The organism is Coralloluteibacterium stylophorae (assembly GCF_018122625.2).
GTDB classification, from domain to species: domain Bacteria; phylum Pseudomonadota; class Gammaproteobacteria; order Xanthomonadales; family Xanthomonadaceae; genus Coralloluteibacterium; species Coralloluteibacterium stylophorae.
In genome coordinates, this window is sequence record NZ_JAGQFT020000001.1 from 1 (window position 1) to 18,881 (window position 18,881).

The 18,881-nt window shown below is 73.9% G+C and carries 19 protein-coding genes; 8 read left to right on the plus strand and 11 right to left on the minus strand.

The window, feature by feature from the left end; genetic code table 11:
- Positions 1-252: 252 nt before the first annotated feature.
- Entirely contained in the window at positions 253-876 is a 624-nt protein-coding gene (pssA, locus tag KB893_RS00005) for a CDP-diacylglycerol--serine O-phosphatidyltransferase (protein WP_246505145.1), read from the minus strand.
- A gap of 153 nt (positions 877-1,029) precedes the next feature.
- On the opposite strand from pssA, the gene KB893_RS00010 reads away from it, so the two are divergent.
- Positions 1,030-2,055 carry an aldo/keto reductase gene (locus KB893_RS00010; protein ID WP_211925117.1) on the plus strand — a complete coding sequence of 342 codons (1,026 nt, stop codon included), beginning with the start codon at positions 1,030-1,032 and terminating at the stop codon, positions 2,053-2,055.
- A gap of 25 nt (positions 2,056-2,080) precedes the next feature.
- Entirely contained in the window at positions 2,081-3,286 is a 1,206-nt protein-coding gene (locus KB893_RS00015; protein WP_213173283.1) for a M23 family metallopeptidase, read from the plus strand.
- On the opposite strand, the gene KB893_RS00020 is transcribed toward KB893_RS00015, so the two are convergent.
- Entirely contained in the window at positions 3,283-4,347 is a 1,065-nt protein-coding gene (locus tag KB893_RS00020; protein ID WP_211925119.1) for an NADP-dependent oxidoreductase, read from the minus strand. The two genes, KB893_RS00015 and KB893_RS00020, sit on opposite strands and share 4 nt — an antisense overlap.
- A 149-nt stretch (positions 4,348-4,496) precedes the next feature.
- On the opposite strand from KB893_RS00020, the gene KB893_RS00025 reads away from it, so the two are divergent.
- A complete protein-coding gene (locus KB893_RS00025; RefSeq protein WP_211925120.1) occupies positions 4,497-5,132 on the plus strand; it encodes a glutathione S-transferase N-terminal domain-containing protein in 636 nt (211 codons plus the stop codon).
- A 6-nt stretch (positions 5,133-5,138) separates the two neighbouring features.
- Here the strand turns inward: KB893_RS00025 and KB893_RS00030 are convergent, their stop codons facing one another.
- Positions 5,139-6,449 (minus strand): c-type cytochrome, encoded by a 1,311-nt coding sequence (locus KB893_RS00030; protein WP_211925121.1) that lies wholly within the window; start codon positions 6,447-6,449, stop codon positions 5,139-5,141.
- Positions 6,446-7,162 (minus strand): c-type cytochrome, encoded by a 717-nt coding sequence (locus tag KB893_RS00035; protein ID WP_211925122.1) that lies wholly within the window; start codon positions 7,160-7,162, stop codon positions 6,446-6,448. The genes KB893_RS00030 and KB893_RS00035 overlap by 4 nt, the downstream gene beginning before the upstream one ends.
- A gap of 202 nt (positions 7,163-7,364) precedes the next feature.
- Between KB893_RS00035 and KB893_RS00040 the strand changes: the two genes are divergently transcribed.
- Positions 7,365-7,571, plus strand: coding sequence for a twin transmembrane helix small protein (locus tag KB893_RS00040; protein ID WP_211925123.1), 207 nt, complete (start codon positions 7,365-7,367; stop codon positions 7,569-7,571).
- On the opposite strand, the gene KB893_RS00045 is transcribed toward KB893_RS00040, so the two are convergent.
- Positions 7,572-9,020 (minus strand): aminotransferase-like domain-containing protein, encoded by a 1,449-nt coding sequence (locus KB893_RS00045; protein ID WP_275945908.1) that lies wholly within the window; start codon positions 9,018-9,020, stop codon positions 7,572-7,574. It abuts the gene before it with no gap.
- A gap of 133 nt (positions 9,021-9,153) precedes the next feature.
- Between KB893_RS00045 and KB893_RS00050 the strand changes: the two genes are divergently transcribed.
- The 3 genes from KB893_RS00050 to KB893_RS00060 all read left to right on the plus strand — a co-directional run bounded on the left by KB893_RS00050 (position 9,154) and on the right by KB893_RS00060 (position 11,054).
- The gene (locus tag KB893_RS00050; RefSeq protein WP_211925124.1) at positions 9,154-9,474 is read left to right on the plus strand and encodes a hypothetical protein; all 321 of its coding nucleotides are present in this window, start codon (positions 9,154-9,156) and stop codon (positions 9,472-9,474) included.
- 46 nt (positions 9,475-9,520) lie between these two features.
- A complete protein-coding gene (locus tag KB893_RS00055; protein ID WP_211925125.1) occupies positions 9,521-10,171 on the plus strand; it encodes a hypothetical protein in 651 nt (216 codons plus the stop codon).
- 109 nt (positions 10,172-10,280) lie between these two features.
- A complete protein-coding gene (locus KB893_RS00060; protein WP_211925126.1) occupies positions 10,281-11,054 on the plus strand; it encodes an SDR family oxidoreductase in 774 nt (257 codons plus the stop codon).
- A gap of 149 nt (positions 11,055-11,203) precedes the next feature.
- Here the strand turns inward: KB893_RS00060 and KB893_RS00065 are convergent, their stop codons facing one another.
- Entirely contained in the window at positions 11,204-12,415 is a 1,212-nt protein-coding gene (locus KB893_RS00065; protein ID WP_211925127.1) for an endonuclease/exonuclease/phosphatase family protein, read from the minus strand.
- Between the two features lie 302 nt (positions 12,416-12,717).
- On the opposite strand from KB893_RS00065, the gene KB893_RS00070 reads away from it, so the two are divergent.
- Complete coding sequence (locus tag KB893_RS00070; protein WP_211925128.1) at positions 12,718-13,578, plus strand: pirin family protein; 861 nt, start codon at positions 12,718-12,720, stop codon at positions 13,576-13,578.
- Positions 13,579-13,653: 75 nt separating this feature from the next.
- Here the strand turns inward: KB893_RS00070 and ypfJ are convergent, their stop codons facing one another.
- The 5 genes from ypfJ to KB893_RS00095 form a co-directional block, all read right to left on the minus strand.
- A complete protein-coding gene (gene ypfJ / locus KB893_RS00075; RefSeq protein WP_211925129.1) occupies positions 13,654-14,514 on the minus strand; it encodes a KPN_02809 family neutral zinc metallopeptidase in 861 nt (286 codons plus the stop codon).
- A gap of 58 nt (positions 14,515-14,572) precedes the next feature.
- The gene (locus KB893_RS00080; protein WP_211925130.1) at positions 14,573-15,142 is read right to left on the minus strand and encodes a CcdC protein domain-containing protein; all 570 of its coding nucleotides are present in this window, start codon (positions 15,140-15,142) and stop codon (positions 14,573-14,575) included.
- A 24-nt stretch (positions 15,143-15,166) separates the two neighbouring features.
- Positions 15,167-17,083, minus strand: a complete 1,917-nt coding sequence (locus tag KB893_RS00085) for a monovalent cation:proton antiporter-2 (CPA2) family protein (RefSeq protein ID WP_211925161.1) — start codon at positions 17,081-17,083, stop codon at positions 15,167-15,169.
- A gap of 105 nt (positions 17,084-17,188) precedes the next feature.
- Complete coding sequence (locus KB893_RS00090) at positions 17,189-17,551, minus strand: DUF6164 family protein (RefSeq protein WP_211925131.1); 363 nt, start codon at positions 17,549-17,551, stop codon at positions 17,189-17,191.
- Between the two features lie 34 nt (positions 17,552-17,585).
- Positions 17,586-18,812, minus strand: coding sequence for an MFS transporter (locus tag KB893_RS00095; RefSeq protein WP_211925132.1), 1,227 nt, complete (start codon positions 18,810-18,812; stop codon positions 17,586-17,588).
- Positions 18,813-18,881 lie beyond the last annotated feature (69 nt).

The following is an 18,881-nucleotide window of genomic DNA, read 5'->3' on the forward strand; positions in this document are numbered from 1 at the left end:
TCTACGATGCAAGCTCGATGGCTTCAGGAGCGGCTCGGGCGTCCCACCCTCCCCCGATGATCGGTCGGGGACAGTGCCCCTTCATCGGGGCGCTGTCGAGATACAAGGAGCGGCTTCAGCCGCGACCTGCGCCTCGGGCTCCGATGCGGGCGCGGGGCGGGCTGAAGCCCCTCCCACGGAAGACGTCGCGGCTGAAGCCGCTCGCAGCGAAGAGCACGCTCGCGCCCCGTGGGGGCGACGGTGCGCGACGCACTACGGCTTCGGGATCCGGATGGTCTTGCTGATCATCAGCGAGCCGGAGACCGCGAACAGCAGGCTCAGCGGATGCCACTGCCAGGGGCCGAGCTGCAGGGCGCCGAGCCAGATCGCCTCGCCCCAGCGGCCGCCGCCGATGGCCACGCCGAGGAGCAGCACGAGGAAGGTGCTGCTCGGGATCGGCGTGCCCTCGAAGTAGGTCACCTTTCCGCTCTCGGCCGACAGCGCTGCGGCGCTGACGTTGTAGCGCGCCAGCCGGCTCACGCCGCAGCACACGAAGTAGACCAGGATCGCCGCATCCCAGCCGCCGTCCATGCCGGCGCCCCAGGCCAGCGCAGCGGGGGCGACGCCGAAGGAGATCACGTCGGCCAGCGAATCCAGTTCGCGGCCGAGCGGCGAATCCTCGTGCCGCCAGCGCGCGATGCGGCCGTCGAGCACGTCGAACACCAGCGCCAGCGGGATCAGCGCCACCGCCGCCATCAGCCCGTGGCTGCTGGCGTGCGACATCGACCACAGCACGGCGAGCACCGCGGCGGTGCCGCAGGCGGCGTTGCCGAGGGTGAACCAGTCCGCGAGGCAGAAGCCGCGGAGCATCGAGAAGTGACGGCGGGGTTCGGTCATCGCGTCATCGTAGGCAGCATCGGCCATGCATGACAGCGCGGTCGCGATCACGTCGCGGTGAACCGGGCGTGTCGCGGGCGTGTGGTGCCGATCCACATGCGATCTTCAGGCGCGCGCCACTAGGGTGGCGGCTCGTCACGTCAGGAGCCGTCCATGGCCAGCACCGCATCCGCATTCCCCACCCGTCCGCTCGGCCGCACCGGCATGGCGCTGACCCGCGTGGGCTTCGGCGCCTGGGCGATCGGGGGCAGCGGCTGGTCGCACGGCTGGGGCGCGCAGGACGACGCCGATTCGATCGCCGCCATCCGCCGCGCCGTCGACCTCGGGGTCAACTGGATCGACACCGCGGCCATCTACGGCCTCGGTCATTCCGAGGAGGTCGTGGCGCGGGCGCTGGCCGACATCCCGAAGAGCGAGCGGCCGTTCGTGTTCACCAAGGGCGGCCTGGTCTGGGACGAGAACGACCGCGCCGCAGCGCCGCGCCTGGTCGGCGCGCCCGACAGCCTGCAGCGCGAGGTCGAGGCCTCGTTGCGGCGGCTGCGCACCGACTGCATCGACCTCTACCAGATGCACTGGCCGGCGCAGGACGGCACGCCGCTGGAGGAGTACTGGCAGGCCCTGCTCGACCTGAAGCAGGCCGGCAAGCTGCGCGCGGTCGGCCTCTCCAACCACGACGCCGGACAACTGGAGGCGGCCGCGAGGCTCGGCCATGTCGACAGCCTGCAGCCGCCGTTCTCGGCGATCCGGCGCGGGGCGGCGGAATCGGTGCTGCCGTGGTGTGCGGCGCATGGGACCGGCGTCATCGTCTACAGCCCGATGCAGTCGGGCCTGCTCACCGGCGCCTTCAGTGCCGAGCGCGCGGCGTCGCTGCCGGCGGACGACTGGCGCTCGCAGTCCGACGATTTCAGGGGCGACGGCCTCGCGCGGAACCTGGCGCTGGCCGAGGCGCTCGGCGACGTCGCCGCCAAGCACGCCACGAGCACGGCGAGCATCGCCTGCGCGTGGACGCTGGCGTGGCCGGGCGTGACCGGGGCCATCGTCGGCGCGCGCAATGCGGAACAGGTCGACGGCTGGATCGACGCGGCCATCCGCGTGCTGGACTCGCAGGACCTCGACTTCATCGGCGAGGCGATCGCGCGGACCGGCGCGGGCTACGGTCCGACACGGCCGCAGCACTGACCGGCACGGCAGGCGGTGGCGCGTCATGACCAGGTCTGCCCCCGCCCGCCGCGGCTTCCGCATCGTCCTGGCGGCGCTGTGCGTGCTGACGGCAGTCGCCGGCTGCGGGCCGCGCGGCGGGAACGGCGAGGGCGTGTCGCAGGCGCCCGCCGCCCTGCCGTGGACGCGCAGCGAGCGCGAGCGGCGCCTCGCGCGGATCGAGGACGAGGCTGCGCGCGCGGCCTGGACCGCCGCCGCCGAGGAGGCGCTGGCGCAGGCGCCGACGGCCCCGGGCGATGCCTATGCCGAACGCGGCCGGCTGCAGCCAGGCGAGGCCGTCGCGCTGCGGATCGAGGTGCCGCCGGGGCAGGTCGGACGCATCCGGCTGCAGGTACACGGGCAGCCCGCTGCGCCTCCGCTGGCCGAGCTCTACCGGCTCGACGGGGCCACCTGGCGGCGGCTCGGCGACAGCGTGCCGGCCGGCGCGGCGCGCCGCGTCGAGGAGGGCGTGCACGCCGCGCTGGTGCAGGCCGATCCCGGCGCCGGCGCCGGCTACACCCTCCAGCTGTCGCGCGGCGGGCGCGCGATGTTCCCGGTGGAGGGCGCGGCGCGCTACGACATCGGCGGCGTCTACGGCGACCCGCGTCCGGGCGGGCGCATCCACGAGGGCATCGACGTGTTCGCCGAGCGCGGCACCCCGGTGCTGGCCGCGGAGCAGGGCGTGGCGATGCAGCGGCAGTCGGACCTGGGCGGGCGCACGGTGTGGCTGCGCGCCGGCTCCGGGCTGAGCTACTACTACGCGCACCTGGACGAGGTCGCGATCGAGCCCGCGGCGCGGGTGGAGCAGGGCGAGGTGCTGGGCGGGGTCGGCAGCAGCGGCAATGCGCAGGGCACGCCACCGCACCTGCATTTCGGGATCTACCGCCGCGGCCGAGGTTCGATCGACCCGCTGCCGAGCCTGGCGGCGCCTCCGCAGGAAGCCTTCGAGCCGATCGAGCCGCCGGCGTGGCCTGAGGCTCGCGTCGACGCCTCCGCCCTCAACCTGCGTGCCGCGCCGGGCGACGACGGCGCCGTGCGCGAGCGGCTGGAGCGGGGCGCGCGGCTGCGCGTGCTCGCCGCGACCGACCGCGCTCCGTGGCTGCGCGTGCGGGCGGGCGGGGTGCAGGGGTTCGTGCACGGCGGCTACCTGGCGGAGGCGACGGCGGCCGACGGCCCCCCGGAAGAGGGGGGCGCCCGGGCGCCGGCGCCCTAACCGGCGGCGCGCGTCGTGCCCATCGGTTCGGCCACGCGCACCAGCTGCTTGCCGAAGTTGGCCCCGCCGAGCATGCCGATGAAGGCCTCGGGCGCATTCTCCAGCCCGTCGACGATGTCCTCGCGATAGCGCACGCGGCCCTCGCGGACCCAGGCGCCCATCTCCTTGAGGAAGGGCTCCTGCAGGGCATCGACGAACTGGGTCTGGATGAAGCCGCGCACGGTGAGCTGGCGGGTCAGGATCGCCCCCATCAGCGCCGGCGAGCGATCCGGCCCGGGCGGCGGCGAGCTCGCGTTGTACTGCGAGACCAGCCCGCACACCGGGATCCGCGCGTGGTCGTTGAGGAGCGGCAGCACCGCCTCCAGCACCGGACCGCCGACGTTCTCGAAGTAGATGTCGACGCCGTCGGGGCAGGCTGCGCGCAGGCGCTCGGGGAAGTCGTCGGCGCGGTGGTCGACGGCGGCATCGAAGCCGAACTCCTCGGTCAGCGCCCGGCACTTGCGCTCGCCGCCGGCGATGCCGACCGCGCGCAGGCCGAGGATCCTCGCGATCTGGCCGACCGCGGAGCCGACCGGGCCGGTCGCCGCGGCGACCACCAAGGTCTCGCCCTCGCGCGGCTTGCCGATCACCTTGAGCCCGCTGTAGGCGGTGAAGCCGGGCATCCCCAGTACGCCGAGCGCGGTGGAGGGCGGCGCGAGGTCGGGATCGAGCCGGCGCAGGTGCTCGGGGCGCGCCAGCGAGAACGCCTGCCAGCCGCCGTGCGCCAGCACCAGGTCGCCCGGCTGCAGTTCGGCGGCCTCCGAGGCCACCACCTCGGCCACGGTGCCGCCTTCCATCACGGCGCCGACCTCGACCGGCTTCGCGTACGAGCGGCCCGCGTTCATGCGCCCGCGCATGTAGGGATCGAGCGACAGGAACAGCGTGCGCAGCAGGACCTGGCCCTCGCGCGGCTCCGGCAGCGGCGCCTCCTCCAGGCGGAAGTCGTCGGTCTGCGGCGCGCCCTCCGGGCGCTTCGCCAGCACGATGCGGCGGTTGCGCCGGGCCGGTGCGGATGCGGACATGGGATCTCCTTTCGTCGCTGCGGCATGAGCCGGCGAGGCTAGCTCCAAGGCCATCAACATCGCGCGAGCCATGGCGCCGGAGGTCCGCTCACGCAGCGAGGAGCCGGCGCGCGCCAGCATCGTCGTCCCGCCACCGCCAGGAGCCGCCGATGATCGACCTCTACACCTGGAAGACGCCCAACGGCCGCAAGGTGCCGATCGCGCTGGAGGAGCTCGGGCTCGAGTACCGCGTGCATCCGGTCGACATCGGCGCCGACGCGCAGTTCGCGCCGGGGTTCCTCGCCATCTCGCCCAACAACAAGATCCCGGCCATCGTCGACGACGACGGTCCCGGCGGCGAGGTGGCGATCTTCGAGAGCGGCGCGATCCTGACCTATCTCGCCGAGAAGACCGGGGCGCTGCTGCCGGGTGCCGGCGCGGCGCGCTACGTCGCCCTGCAGTGGCTGCACTGGCAGATCGGCGGACTGGGCCCGATGCTCGGCCAGCTGGGCTTCTTCGCCGTGCGCTCGAAGGAGAAGGCGCCGCTGGCGGTCGATCGCTTCACCGACGAGGCCAACCGCCTGCTCGACGTGCTCGAGCGGCGCCTGGCCGACAGCCGCTACCTCGGCGGCGACGACTACGGCATCGCCGACATCGCCGCCTATCCGTGGATGCAGGCCGCCGGGACGATGCTTGCCGAGGCGCTGTCGGCGCCGTTCGAGCGACGCCCGGCGACGGCACGCTGGCTGGAGGAGGTCGGCGCGCGCCCGGCGGTGCGCAAGGGCATGCGCGTCCTCGAGGACTGAGCGCCGCTACTGCAGCGGCAGCCCGCGCAGGTCCTCGATCTGGTCCGGCGACACCGCGCCGCCGCGGTTGCCCCAGGCCTGGCGGACGTAGGTCACCACCGCGGCGACCTCGGCATCGGAGAGCTGGTGGGCGAACGGGGGCATCGAGTAGGGGCGCGGGTTGCCTGCGGTGACCGGCGGTACGCCGCCGTAGAGCACCATCCGCACCGTGTTCACCGGATGGCCCTCGGCCAGGGACGGGTTCCCGGCCAGCGGCGGGTAGTCGAGCCCGCGGCCGCGGCCGTCGGCGCCGTGGCACTCGGCGCAGTGCCGTGCGTACAGCCTCCGCCCGTCCGCGGCCAGTTCGCCGGCGCGGGTGCCGCCGACGATGCCGGCGTAGGCGGTGCGCGGGCGGTCCGGGATGTCCTTCAGGTACACCGCCATCGCCTGCGCGTCCTCCGGCGTCAGGGCGCGCAGGCTGCTGTAGACCACCTCCGCCATGGGCCCGTAGGCCGCGCCGTGCGGCGACACGCCGGTGCGAAGGAACTGCGCCAGCTCGTCCACCCCGTAGCGCGCCAGAGCCTGCCGTCCGAGCGGCGGCGCATACCAGCCCTCGCCCGGGATGCGCCCGCCGGCCATGTAGCGGTCCGCGGGCAGCGATCCGAACGCGCCGCGCTCGCCGTGGCACATGTCGCAGTGGCCGACGCCGTCGACGAGGTAGCGGCCGCGGTTCCAGGCCGCGGAGCGGTCGGGGCGCGGCTCGAACGGCGCTCGGGGCCGGTGGAACAGCATGCGCCAGGCCAGGATCGCGCCGCGGCTGCCGGCCGGGAACGCCAGCGTGTCCGGCCGCTGCGGCGCGCGCACCGGCGCCTGCGTGCGCAGGAAGGCGTAGAGCGCCTCGAGGTCCGGGTCGGTGAGGAGCGCGAAGTTGGCGAACGGGAAGGCGGGGTAGAGGAAGCCGGCCTCCTCGGTCACGCCGTGGCGCATGGCGTGGCGGAACTGATCCAGCGACCAGTCGCCGAGGCCGGTTGCGGCATCCGGCGTGAGGTTGCTCGAGTACAGCGTGCCCCAGGGCGTGGCGAAGCCGCGGCCGCCGGCATAGGGCGTGCCGCCGCGGGTGGTGTGGCAGGTCAGGCAGTTGCCGAGGCGGGCGAGATAGGCGCCGCGCTCGACCAGCGCCGGCTCGGCAGCGATGGCGGTCGCGCCGCCGTCCGGGACCCGCAGCGGCTCCAGTCCGCCCTGGCGCATGAACAGGAAGGCCGCCGCCACCGCCAGCAGGATCGCCAGCGGCACCAGGGCCAGCGCCGCCCAGCGCAGGCGTGTGAGCAGCGGCCTCATCGCGCCGTCTCCGCGTGCGAGAGGCTGCCGCAGGCCAGCGGCGGTTCGAAGCTGGCGGCCGGCGCCGGCCGTGCGTCGGCGGCGTGCGGCTGGCGCGAGAGCCACTGCGCGATCAGGGTGATGTCGGCGAGCGAGAGCCTGTTCGCAACCGTCGCCATGCAGTCCGGCGGTGCGCCCTGGCGCAGGCCGGTTCGCCAGCTGCCCATCTGCGCGATCACGTAGTCCGCGGGCAGGCCGACGATGGCCGGGACGCCCGGCTCCAGGCCTTCGAGCGTCTCGCCATGGCAGGCGCTGCAGGGCGGGATGTCGCGGTCCGGATCGCCCTCGCGCACGAGGATGCGTGCGCGCGCCTGCTGCGTCGCCGTCATCGGCGCGGCCTCCGCATGCGGCAGCGCGCGCGGCACCGGCTGTGCGGCATAGAAGCCGGAGATCTCGCGCAGCCAGGCGTCGTCCATGTACTGGACCAGGTAGGTCATCGGCGGAAAGTGCCGGCGCCCGTCGCGGAAGCCGCGCAGCTGCTCGAAGAGATAGCCCGCCGGCTTGCCCGCCAGGTGCGGGTAGTAGACGGTGCCGCCGACGCCCTCGCCGCGCTCGCCGTGGCAGGCGGCGCAGCCTTCGAGGCGCTCGCCGATATCGGGCGACTGCGCGGCGGCGGGCGCGGCGAGGCCGGCGCCGGTGGCGAGCGCGAGCAGGGCGATCAGGGTTCGGATCACGAAGGACTCTTCGACGGGACGGACGCATCCACCGCGGGCGGCGGCTGGCGATTATCGCAGCCGTGCGGCGACGGCGGCAGGAACCATAACGTCGGCCCAGGAGGCGCCGGGTCTGATCCGGCTGCGCGCGGGCGCAACTGATCCGGTCCCCGCGCCGCCGTCGGCGGAGACTGCGCGACGGTCCACGCACGGCTCCGTCGCCATGAAAACCGCCTTCATCCTCGCCATGTTCGCCCTGATCCTGTGGAACCTCGGCGCCGGCCTCTACTACATGATCGCCGACCGCGGCACGACCGGTCGCACGCTGCGCGCGCTGACCTGGCGCATCGCGCTGTCGGTGGCGCTGATCGCCCTGGTCGGCCTGGGCATCCTCACCGGCATCGTGCAGCCGCACGGGGTGGGCGGCTGATCAGCCCGCCTGCGCCCGTACCAGTTCGCCCAGGGTGCGCAGCGCGGCCTCGGTGCGCGCGTCCCAGATGTGTCCGTAGTTGAGCCGCACGCAGTTCCGGAATTCCTGGCGGGCGGAAAAGATCGGCCCCGGCGCAATGCTGATGCCCGCGTCCAGGGCCTGGCGGTGCAGGCGCAGGGCATCGACCCGCGGATCCAGCTCCAGCCACATGAAGTAGCCGCCCCGCGGCCGCGTCGCCCGCGTCCCGGGCGGGAAGTGGCGCGCGATCGCCTGCGCGAACGCGGTCTGCTGCAGGGCGAGGGTGTGCCGCAGGCGGCGCAGGTGGCGGTCGTAGCCCGGTTGCTGCAGGTAGTGCGCGAGCGCGGCCTGGCCGGGCGCCGATGTCGCCAGGCTGGTCGACAGCTTGAGTCGCGCCACGCTGCGGGCATGGCGCCCGGCGGCGACCCAGCCGATCCGGTAGCCCGGCGCCAGGCTCTTGGAGAACGAGCCGCAGTGCAGGACCCCGCCGTCGGCATCGAAGGCCTTGGCCGGCAGCGGCCGGCGCTCGTCGAAGTACAGCTCGCCGTAGACGTCGTCCTCGATCAGCGGGATCCCGTGGCGCGCCAGCAGCGCGGCGAGCGCGCGCCGCGAGGCCTCGGGCATGAGGCTGCCGAGCGGGTTCTGGAAGCAGCTCATGATCCAGCAGGCGCGCGGCCGGTGGCGCTCGACCGCCGCCTCCAGCGCGACGGGATCGATGCCGTCGCGCGGGTGCGTCGGCACCTGCACCGCGCGCAGCCCGTTGCGCTCGAGCGCCTGCAGCGCGGCGTAGAAGGTGGGCGATTCCACCAGCACCGTGTCGCCCGGCCGGGTCACCGCCGCCAGGCACAGGTTCAGCGCCTCCAGCGCGCCGTTGGTGATGACGATCTCGGCGACGTCGAGCTCGATCCCGTCGGCGAGGTAGCGCCGCGCGATCAGCCGCCGCAGCTCGGCGTTGCCCGGGGTGAGGTCGTCGACGCTGGCCCAGGGATCGAGCGTCCGCGTCGCCGTGGCCTGCGCGCGTGCGAGGGCATCGAGCGGGAACAGCAGCGGACTCGGGAAGGCCGAGCCGAGCGGCACGACCTCGCGCTGGCGGGTGGACTCCAGGATCTCGAACACGCGCGCGCTGACGTCGAGATCGCCGACGTCGCCGGTCGGGCGCGAGGCGGTGTCGAGCTCCGGCAGCAGCGCCGCCACTTCGTTCGCCACGTAGTAGCCGGAGCGGTCGCGCGGACGCACCAGCCCGCGCGCCTCGAGCAGGTAGTAGGCCTGGAACACCGTCGACGGGCTGACCGAGCGGCGCTGGCTGGTTTGCCGCACCGAGGGCAGGCGCTCGCCCGGGCGCAGCACGCCCTGCGCGATCGAACGGGCGATGTCGTCGGCCAGCAGCTCGTAGCGCTTCAGTTGCGGCTCTCCGGATCGCGCGGCCGGCAACTCTAGCGCAGCCGCGGCCGGTCGCGGCGTGGCCGGGCAGGGCGATCTGCACCGCAGTCCGCTGCGGCCGTCTGCACCGCAGGCGGGCGTGCGCCGCCGCGACAATGCCCGTCTCCCGCCGTCGCCGTCCGCCATGTCCTCCTTCGCCGAACTCAACCTCGCCGTGGTGCTGTTCCTGCCGTGGTTCCTGGTGCTGGGGCTGCTGTTCTGGCGCTATCCGCGACCGCCGCGGCGCGCCGCCCGCCGCCGGGCCTTCGACATCGCCGCACTGTCGCTGGCGGCGGTCGCCAGCGTGGTAGCGAATCACTGGAGCTATCGCCTCGGCGCCCTGCATCCAGACGCCGGTGCGATCTGGAAGCAGGTCCTCGCCAGCCTGGTCGCCTACGGCGCCTTCCTCGCCGTGCTGGCCGCGGCGTGGCCGCTGCGCACGGGGCTCGTCTCGACGAAGCCTTGATGCCGCGCCGACGCGGCCGCCACGCGCGGCCACCGAGGCTGGCGGCATGTCCCGCGCTTCCGCGTCGTCCCGCCTCGTCACCGCGCTGGTCCTGATCCTCGCCGCCAGCGGCTGCCGGCATGCCGCCGAGGACGCGCCACGTGCCGCAACGTCGACGGCGACGGCTCCGGACACGGTGACCTTCGCGCAGGACGGGATCTCATTGGAGCACCCGCCCGGCGTGCGCATCGAGCATCGCTTCGACGGCGGCTATTTCGGGCCGGGACGGTGGAAGGCCTATGCGCCGGACGACGTGCCGGGCCAGCCGCTGGTTGCCCTGGTGCTGCCCGGTTCCGACGACATCACCCGCGCCGAGCTCCGCATCGGCAGCAGCCGCGACAACCGCGCCCTCGCCACCTGCGGCGAATCGCCCGATGCGGCAATGCCGCAGACGCGGGCGGACGTCGCGATCAATGGCATCGACTTCGTGCGCTTCGACGCCGGCGACTCCGGCATGAACCACTACCGTTTCGTGCGCGCCTACCGCACCGTGCGCGACCGTGTCTGCTACGCGATCGACCTGGTTGTCGCCGGCACCAATCCCGAGGTGTACGAGCCGCCGCGCGCGGCACCGTTCAGCCGCGAGGAGGCGATCGCGCGCCTGCAGGCGATGGTGCGCACCCTGCGCCTCGCCGACGCGGCCGCTGCCGGCGGCTGAAGGACGGCGCGGATCACGCGCGCCCGACGGCGCCCGCGCCAGCATCGCGCTCCCCGTGCACGCGCCGTCAGCGGTCGGGCCGGCGCAGCGGCCAACCCGAGACATTCCCATGCAGCTCAAGGACAAGACCGCCTTCGTCACCGGCGCCGATTCGGGCATCGGCCAGGCCATCGCGGTGGCCCTGGCCGAGGCCGGGGCCGATGTGGCCATCACCTACCACAGCGACCGCGAGGGCGCGGACGAGACCCGCCGGCGCATCGAGGCGGCCGGGCGTCGGGCCTTCGTGCTGCAGCTCGACGTCCGCGAGGAGGCCGCCGTCGACGACGCCTTCGCCAATGCGCAGGAGGTGCTGGGCCTGCCCGACATCCTGGTCAACAACGCCGGCATGGGCTCCGGCGGGACGCCGGTCGCGGAGATGTCGAGCGAACAGTTCGACAAGGTCGTGCGCACCGATCTCTACGGCCCGTTCTTCTGCACCCGCGCCTTCCTCAGGCGCCGGATCGAGGCCGGCGGCGGCGGGCGCATCGTCAACATCACCTCGGTGCACGACTCCATCCCCAGCCCCGGCTCCGCCGACTACGGCGCGGCCAAGGGCGGCATGCTCACCTTCACCCGCAGCGTCGCCCTCGAGGCCGCGCCGCACCGGATCAACGTCAACGCCATCGCGCCGGGCATGATCGCCACGCCGATGACCCAGAAGCGCCTCGACGACCCCGACACCCGCGCCCGCGAGCTCCCCAACATCCCCTGGAAGCGCCCGGGCAGGCCGGAGGAGGTCGCAAGGCTCGCCGTCTACCTCGCCTCCGACGACGCCGACTACATCACCGGCCAGAGCGTGGTGATCGACGGCGGGCTGGAGATGAACTGGGGGCAGGGGGCGTGACCGGGGGAAGAGCGGGAACGGGGAATGGGGAATCGGGAAGGGTGAGGACGACGGATCGTTACGTCCTGCACCTTCGGTAGCTGCCTCCCATTGCCTGGAGCGTCGCACGCCGGAGCCACGGAGCTCCGGCCAACGCATGCGCTCCTTCCCTATTCCCTATTCCCTATTCCCGCTTCACCCAGCACCACCTCCACCCACACCAGATGGTGGTCGCTGGCCCGGGTCCAGGCATGGCCGGTGTCACCGGCGGCCGGCCAGAACACGCCGCCGTCGAGCACGCGGGTGCCGGCGGAGGGCAGGACGTAGTCGACGCGGAGGTTGCCGCCCTGCGGGCCGAAGTTGCCGGTGTCATGCGCGGCGTCGCCGCGGTGGGCGAGGTTGGCGCCGCCGTCGCGGGCCGCGGCCTGGACCGCGCCGGCGCTCGACGGCGCCGGGTAGTCGAGCACGCGCGGATGCTCGAGGAGCTGCAGGATCGCGCCGCGGGTGCTGTCGCCGTCCACCGGATCGGCGTTGTAGTCGCCGACGATGACGAAGGCCGCATCGGCGCCGAGACCGCCGCGGCGGCCGGCGTCGTCGACGATCCAGTCGCGCGCGCCGGTGCCGACGTACTCGGCCCAGAACCGGATCTCGTCGTGGTTGCGCGCGCCGTTGCGGTCCTCGGGGCCGTCGAACACCGGCGGCGTGGGATGCGCGGCCAGCAGGTGCAGGCGACCCTGCGGGGTGTCGATCGGCAGGTCCCAGTGCGACTTCGAGGACAGCCGCAGGCGCGACCACACCTGCGGCGGATACCAGGCCTGCCCGGTCGCCGGGTCGACCGGGGCCAGCGCATCCGGCATCGCGCTCCACGGCAGCAGCCGGAACGTGCGCGCCTGCGCGGCGTCGATCGGGAAGCGCGAGAGCACCAGCATCCCGTACTGGCCGGGGTGCCGGCCGAAGCCCCAGGCGTCGTTGGGGCCCTCGGCGCGGCCGTTGCGGTCGAGGTCCATGCCGCTGGGCACGCCGGTGTTGACCGGGGCCAGGTAGCGGTACGCATAACGGATCGGCGCCTGGCCGTGCTGGCCGCGCGCGAGATAGTCCGCGGCGAACAGGTCCGCCGCGCGATGCGCATCGTCGTAGTCGAACTCGTTGAGCAGCACGATGTCCGGGCGCACGCGCTGGATCACCGCGGCGATGTCGCGCGCCCTGTCGTCGCCGGCCTCGAGCCGCCGCACCAGGCCGTCGGCCCGGTCGTCGTTGAGCGAGGTGTTGTAGGTCGCGATGCGCAACGGGGCGGACACGGGATCGGACGCGGTACGGGGCGAGGGCGAGGCGGCGCAGGCCGCGAGCGAGAGGGCGACGAGCGCCGCGAGCAGTGGTTTCATGGCCGCGGATTCTCGCATGCGGCGATGGTGGGAAAGGCGGTGGTGGCGATGCGGGAACCGGCACCCGGGACGTCGAGCGCGGCGTTGCCACGTCCCCTGTGGGAGCGGCTTCAGCCGCGATCGCCCCGCTCGAGGCGCAGCGGGATCGGGGCTGAAGCCCCTCCCGCAGGAGCCTGCATCGCCCGCCGCGCCGGCGCTCGCGCCCGCGGCGCATGCGCGTCCCGCACCGTTGCAGCGCCGCGGTTGGGCGCTGGCACCGTGGGCGGCATCCTGTAGGACCTGTCGCTCCGCCGCCGCCCGCCATGCCCTACCGCCGCGTCATCGCCCAGCATCCAGCCCACCGCGACGACATCGCCGACCTGGTCACGCGGCGCCCGCTGCCCGGGCCGGGGCTGCCGCATCTCGATCCCTTCCTGTTCCTCAACCACCACGGCCCGCAGGTCTACCCGCCGGACAACCGCGGCCTGCCGTTCGGCCCGCATCCGCACCGCGGCTTCGAGACTGTGACCTTCATCCTCGCCGGCGCGCTGGCGCACTCCGACAGCGGCGGCCACGAGAGCGTCATCGATGCCGGCGGCGTGCAGTGGATGACAGCGGGCCGCGGTCTGGTGCATGCCGAGCTGTCGCCGGAGGCCTTCCGCCGTGGCGGTGGTCCGCTGGAGATCCTGCAGCTCTGGGTCAACCTGCCGGCACGGCTGAAGATGACCGCCCCGCGCTACGTCGGGCTGCAGCGCGAGGACATCCCGGCGGTCGACGCCGACGACGGTCGCGTCTGCGTGCGGCTGGTGTCGGGCCGCTTCCACGACATCAGCGGACCGGTGAAGCCGCTGGTCGACGTCGCCATGGCCGTGGTCGAGCTGCGCGAAGGCGGCCGCGTCGTCCTGCCGGCGCCGCGCACGCACACCGTGTTCCTGTACGTGGTGCGCGGCGCGCTGCACGTCGGCGGCACGCCGGTGCGCCCGCATCACCTGGTCGCGCTCGACGACGGCGCCGACGAGGTCGAACTGCACGCGCAGGGCGAGGCCAGCGTGCTGTTCGGCCATGCGGAGCCCTTCGCCGAACCCATCGTCGCCCACGGTCCCTTCGTGATGAACACGGCCGAGGAGATCCGCGAAGCGGTCCGCGACTACCAGGCCGGCCGCTTCGACGCCGTGCCCGACTGATCGGAACTGCCGCAGGAGCGGCTTCAGCCGCGACCGGGCGGCCCGGGCCGTGTCGGGGCCCGGGCCCTCGGAGGCCTACAGCGCCCCGCTGGCGAAGGTATCGCAGCGCGCCAGCGCACCGCTGTCGAAGCCGGCGCGGAACCAGCGCGTGCGCTGCTCGGAGGTGCCGTGGCTGAAGCTGTCCGGGGTGACCGTGCCGCGCGACTGGCGCTGCAGGCGGTCGTCGCCGATCGCCGCGGCGGTGTCCATCGCCCGCTCCAGGTCGCCCGGCTCCAGCCAGTGGTTGCTGCGCTGGGCGTGGTGCGCCCACACGCCGGCGAGGCAGTCCGCCTGCAGTTCCTGGCGCACCAGCGGGCCGCTCGCTCCGGCCACGTCGCGGCCCGCGGCGCGCTGGCGGTCGACCTCGGCGGTGCTGCCGGTCAGCGTCTGCACGTGGTGGCCGACCTCGTGGGCGATCACGTAGGCCTCGGCGAAGTCGCCGCCGCCGCCCAGGCGCTGGCGCATCTCGTCGAAGAATCCGGTGTCGAGGTAGACCGTGCGGTCGGCGGGGCAGTAGAACGGTCCGACCGCCGCCGTGGCGCTGCCGCAGCCGGAGGACACCGAGCCCGAGAACAGCACCATCTCCGGCGGTGCGTAGGTCTGCCCGGCACGCGCGAACAGCGCGCCCCAGGTGCTCTCGGTGTCGGCCACGATGGCGTTGACGAAGGCGAGGTCGCGGTCGGGCGCGCCCGGTGCCGGAGCCTGCGTGTCCGCCGGCGCACCGCCGCCGTCGCCGAGCATGGCCAGCATCTGCAGCGGGTCGCCGCCCATCAGCATGCCTATCAGCAGCACCACGACGATGCCGCCGATGCCGAGGCCGCCGCCCAGGCGCAGACCGCCGCCGCGCCCGCGGCGGTCCTGGACGTGGGTGCTGGTCCTGCCGGTCCTCCAGCGCATGGGCGTCTCCTGTGGAAAGCGGCGAGTCTCGGGCCGCGGCGCCGCGGCGGCGTGAAGCTCAGCCGACGACGCGGTCGCGGTCGCCGTCGCGCATGCGCGGAAGCCGGCGCGGCAGGCGCCGCAGCAGGCCGGTCTGGTAGCCGAGGTGGTAGCCGATCAGCAGGCCCGCCACCAGCGCCGTCGGCGCCCCGGCGACGAGCGCCAGCGTGCCGCCCTCGGCCGGACGCGGCGCGCCGCCCCAGAGCTGCCAGAACCCGTAGCCGATCCGCAGCGCGAACAGCAGGGTCAGGGCCAGCGCGATGCCGGCATGCGGCGTGTAGCGCACGGTGTAGTCCTGGCGCTCGAACCGGGTCAGGGCGAGCCCGGGCCAGGCCAGCAGCGCGCCGCAGGCCAGGCCGGTGAGCAGGCTCGGCAGCGCGTGCGCGAGCCACAGCTGGGCGATGCCCGCGCTCGCCAGCGCCAGCGCCGCGGCGACCAGCAGCACGCCGACGTTGAGGCGCACTTCCCAGCGGCGGAGCACGCGGCGCATGCGGCCGGCGCGGTAGCGCAGCGCCAGGCCGAGCGGCAGCAGGGCGAGCCAGGCGACGACCAGCCCGAGCGGAACCAGGAGCAGGATCAGGAGCGGCATGCGTGGCGCCTGCGGCGGGCCGGATCAGCGCGCATCGTCGTCGCCCGCGGTGGAATGCTCGCGCCGTGCGTCCGCGTCCGCGCGCGCCTCGCGCGCGTTTGACGACGTGGCGGCCAGGCCGCGCCGGACCGAGGCGCCGTCGCGTCCCTGTGGCGCCGCCCCGTCGCCCTCGAGCGGGTCGCGGCGGGCCGGCAGCAGGGGCGTGGGGCGCGGCCGGGGGCGGTCGACGTTGCCGAACATCAGCGGGATCCCGGCCCGCGAGTCGCCGGCGGCGAGTTCGAGCTGCAGGCGCTGCTGGTCGCGGCGGCGGATGTCGTCGTTGATCTCGCGCGCCTCGCCCGGCGGCACCTGCAGCAGGAGCAGCGCGGCATGGCCGAAGGCCATCGCCGATTCGAAGGTCTCGCGCACCTGGTATTCGACACCCGCGTCGATCAGCTTGACCGCGTGCTCGCGGTCGAAGGCGCGGGCCATGATCCGGGTGCTCGGGAAGGCGTGCCGGGCGAGCGCGACGATGCGGTCGGTGGTCTGCGGCGAATCCACGCAGATGCACAGCACGTCGGCGGAGGCCGCGCCCGATGCCTCCAGCACGTCGAGCCTGCGGCCGTCGCCGAAGTAGACCTTGAACCCGAACTCCTCGGCGCTGCGGATCATCTCGGTGTCGATGTCGAGGATGGAGATGCGCAGGCCGCGCGCCAGCAGCTGCTGGCTGGCGACCTGGCCGAAGCGGCCGAAGCCGATCATGAGCACGTTGCCGTCGAGGCCGCGCGCGCTCTCGACGCCGTCCATGCTCGCCGGCGCCTTGGCCTTGTGCCGGCGCACCAGGCGGCTCATCAGCATGACCAGGAACGGCGTGGCCACCATCGACAGGATCACGGTGGCGCTGAGGACGCCGTTGGTCTCGCCGTCGACGACGCCGGCATCCTGCGCCGCCGAGTACAGCACGAAGGCGAATTCGCCGCCCTGCGCCATCAGCGCCGCACGGAACAGGCCCTCGACATGGCTGCGCCCGGTGGCGCGCGCGATGGCGTAGATCGCCGCCGACTTCACCGCCATGTAGACGGCCACCGACGCCAGCACCGTCGCCCAGTGCGCCAGCACGATCGACAGGTCGAGAGCCATGCCGACGCTCAGGAAGAACAGGCCGAGCAGCAGGCCGCGGAAGGGCTCGATGTCGGCCTCGAGCTGGTGCCGGAAGGAGGAGGTCGACAGCAGCACCCCGGCGACGAAGGCGCCCAGCGCCATCGACAGCCCGCCCATCTCCAGCAGCAGCGCGGCGCCGAGCACCACCAGCAGCGCCGCCGCGGTCATCACCTCGCGCGCGCGCGAGGCCGCCAGCAGCCGGAACAGCGGATTGAGCAGCCAGATCCCGGCGGCGACCAGGCCGGCCAGGGCGCCCACGGCGATGGCGATGTCGACCAGCCGCGAGCCGTGGTCGCCGGTGTCGTAGGGGCCGATGAAGGCGACCACCGCGAGCAGCGGCACGATGGCGAGGTCCTCCAGCAGCAGGATCGAGACCACGCGCTGGCCGTGCGGCTTCGCCGTCGAACCGCGTTCCTCCATGATCTGGGCGACGATCGCGGTCGACGACAGCACGAAGCCCATCGCCGCGACGAAGGCCACCGGCCCCGGCAGCCCGAACAGCAGGCCGACGCCGCTCAGCAGGGCGCCGCAGATGCCGACCTGGGCCACGCCGAGGCCGAAGATCTGCCGGCGCAGCGCCCACAGCCGATCCGGATCCATCTCCAGACCGATCACGAACAGCAGCAGGACCACGCCGAGCTCGGCGACGTGCAGGATCGCCTGCGGCTCCGACACCACGCCCAGCACCGACGGCCCGACCAGCACGCCCGCGGCGAGGTAGCCCAGCACCGAGCCCAGGCGCAGGCGCCGGAACAGGGTCACCGCGACCACGCCGGCGGCGAGCAGGATGACCACCTGCATGAGTTCGTTGTCGTTGCCGTGCACGGGAGAGGCTCGCGGACGCGCGCCGGCGTCGGGAGGCCCATGATGCCGCAGCCACCCGCGCCGTACAGCGGATGTCCTTGCTCAGCGCAGGAGGAAGTAGGGCAGCGCCGCCAGACCGGCAACGAAGGCGATCGCCGCGAGGATGCCGACCACGCGCAGTGGGTCGTCGCGGAACTGCGCGCCGAGGCCGGGCAGGCGGCCTTCGCTGCGCGCGGCGGCGTATTCGGCGCGGGCGCGCTCGCGCCGCGTGGCCTGGTAGGCATCCATCAGTTCGCGCGCGCGAGGATGCTCGCCGTCGTCGGCGATCCAGATCCCGCCCGCGGTGATGCCCCAGCGGTTCGGCCGGGTCTCGTAGTAGCCGATCCCGGCTGCGTCGAGGAATACGCGGACGTCGTCGGCCTCGTCCCCCGGGACGTGGCGCAGGTCGAGCAGGAGTTTCGCCATGCCGCGGATGATACGGAGCGCGGCGGCGTCCGCCTCAGGCGGCCTGCGCGCAGGGCTGTGCGCGACGACGCTCGAGCGACCACGCCAGGGCGAACACCAGCAGCCCGCCGAGGGCGAGCAGGGCGCCGACCCAGCCGGTCGAGTTCCAGCCGAAGCCGGCGCTGATGGTCAGTCCGCCCAGCCAGGCGCCGAGCGCGTTGGCGACGTTGAACGCCGAGTGGTTCAGCGCCGCGGCGAGCGTCTGCGCCTCCGCGGCGACGTCCATCAGCCGGATCTGCAGCGCCGGCACCAGGGCGCCGCCGGTACCGACCAGCAGCACCGTCGCCACCGCGGTCCAGGGATGCTGCGAGGTCCACACGAAGGCGCCGAGCACCAGCGCGCTCCACAGCAGCACCCCGCCGATGGTCGGCAGCAGGGCGTGGTCGGCGAGCCGGCCGCCGACGACGTTGCCCAGGATCATGCCGGCGCCGAACACCGACAGCACGAAGGGGACCAGGTGCGGCGGGACTCCGGCGGTCTCGGTCAGCGTGGGGGTGATGTAGCTGAAGACCGCGAACATGCCGCCGAAGCCGACCGCGCCGATCGCCAGCGTCAGCCACACCTGGCCGCGGCGCAGGGCGTCGAGCTCGCGCAGCGGGTTGGCGCCGGCGCGTGCGGCCTCGAACGGGACGAAGACGCGCACCAGCACCACGGTCGCCGCCGCGATCGCGCCGACGATGGCGAAGGCGGCGCGCCAGCCCAGGCCCTGCCCGAACCAGGTCGCCAGCGGCGTGCCGACGAGCACGGCGATGGTCAGGCCCAGCATCACCCGGCCGATCGCGGCTGCGCGCCGGTTCGGCGCCACCATGCCCGCGGCGATCAGCGAGGCGACGCCGAAGTACGCCCCGTGCGGGAGCCCGGCGAGGAAGCGGAACAGCATCAGCTGGCCGTAGTCCTGCGCCAGCGCGCTGGCGAGGTTGCCCAGCGCGAACAGGGCCATCAGCACCAGCAGCACCGTGCGTCGCGGGAACGAGGCGCCGAGCACCGCCAGCACCGGCGCGCCGACCACCACGCCGAGCGCATAGCTGCTGATCACGTGGCCGGCGGTGGGCACGCTGACCCCCAGGTCGGTGGCCACGTCGGGCAGCAGGCCCATGATCGCGAACTCGCCGGTGCCGATGCCGAAGCCGCCGACCGCGAGCGCGAACTCCGACAGGCCGGTGCGGCTGCGGTTTGAAGAAGCGTCGGCGGAGGGCTGCACGGGGGACTGCTCGCTGCTCATGTTGCACCGCAGTATAAAGCGGCGGTGCCGCTGCCGGTCGCGATGCAGCGTTGCCGTCGCTGCAACGCG

Excerpts from the sequence above, each read along its gene's own strand:
- KB893_RS00040 (WP_211925123.1), top strand. The coding sequence starts at position 7,365 with ATGAAAACCGCCTTCATCCTCGCCATGTTCGCCCTGATCCTGTGGAAC.
- KB893_RS00070 (WP_211925128.1), top strand. The coding sequence starts at position 12,718 with ATGCCCTACCGCCGCGTCATCGCCCAGCATCCAGCCCACCGCGACGAC.
- KB893_RS00010 (WP_211925117.1), top strand. The coding sequence starts at position 1,030 with ATGGCCAGCACCGCATCCGCATTCCCCACCCGTCCGCTCGGCCGCACC.
- KB893_RS00020 (WP_211925119.1), bottom strand. The coding sequence starts at position 4,347 with ATGTCCGCATCCGCACCGGCCCGGCGCAACCGCCGCATCGTGCTGGCG.
- ypfJ (WP_211925129.1), bottom strand. The coding sequence starts at position 14,514 with ATGCGCTGGAGGACCGGCAGGACCAGCACCCACGTCCAGGACCGCCGC.
- KB893_RS00025 (WP_211925120.1), top strand. The coding sequence starts at position 4,497 with ATGATCGACCTCTACACCTGGAAGACGCCCAACGGCCGCAAGGTGCCG.
- KB893_RS00090 (WP_211925131.1), bottom strand. The coding sequence starts at position 17,551 with ATGGCGAAACTCCTGCTCGACCTGCGCCACGTCCCGGGGGACGAGGCC.
- KB893_RS00095 (WP_211925132.1), bottom strand. The coding sequence starts at position 18,812 with ATGAGCAGCGAGCAGTCCCCCGTGCAGCCCTCCGCCGACGCTTCTTCA.
- KB893_RS00050 (WP_211925124.1), top strand. The coding sequence starts at position 9,154 with ATGTCCTCCTTCGCCGAACTCAACCTCGCCGTGGTGCTGTTCCTGCCG.
- KB893_RS00015 (WP_213173283.1), top strand. The coding sequence starts at position 2,081 with ATGACCAGGTCTGCCCCCGCCCGCCGCGGCTTCCGCATCGTCCTGGCG.
- KB893_RS00065 (WP_211925127.1), bottom strand. The coding sequence starts at position 12,415 with ATGAAACCACTGCTCGCGGCGCTCGTCGCCCTCTCGCTCGCGGCCTGC.
- KB893_RS00085 (WP_211925161.1), bottom strand. The coding sequence starts at position 17,083 with ATGCAGGTGGTCATCCTGCTCGCCGCCGGCGTGGTCGCGGTGACCCTG.
- KB893_RS00030 (WP_211925121.1), bottom strand. The coding sequence starts at position 6,449 with ATGAGGCCGCTGCTCACACGCCTGCGCTGGGCGGCGCTGGCCCTGGTG.
- KB893_RS00080 (WP_211925130.1), bottom strand. The coding sequence starts at position 15,142 with ATGCCGCTCCTGATCCTGCTCCTGGTTCCGCTCGGGCTGGTCGTCGCC.
- pssA (WP_246505145.1), bottom strand. The coding sequence starts at position 876 with ATGACCGAACCCCGCCGTCACTTCTCGATGCTCCGCGGCTTCTGCCTC.
- KB893_RS00055 (WP_211925125.1), top strand. The coding sequence starts at position 9,521 with ATGTCCCGCGCTTCCGCGTCGTCCCGCCTCGTCACCGCGCTGGTCCTG.
- KB893_RS00060 (WP_211925126.1), top strand. The coding sequence starts at position 10,281 with ATGCAGCTCAAGGACAAGACCGCCTTCGTCACCGGCGCCGATTCGGGC.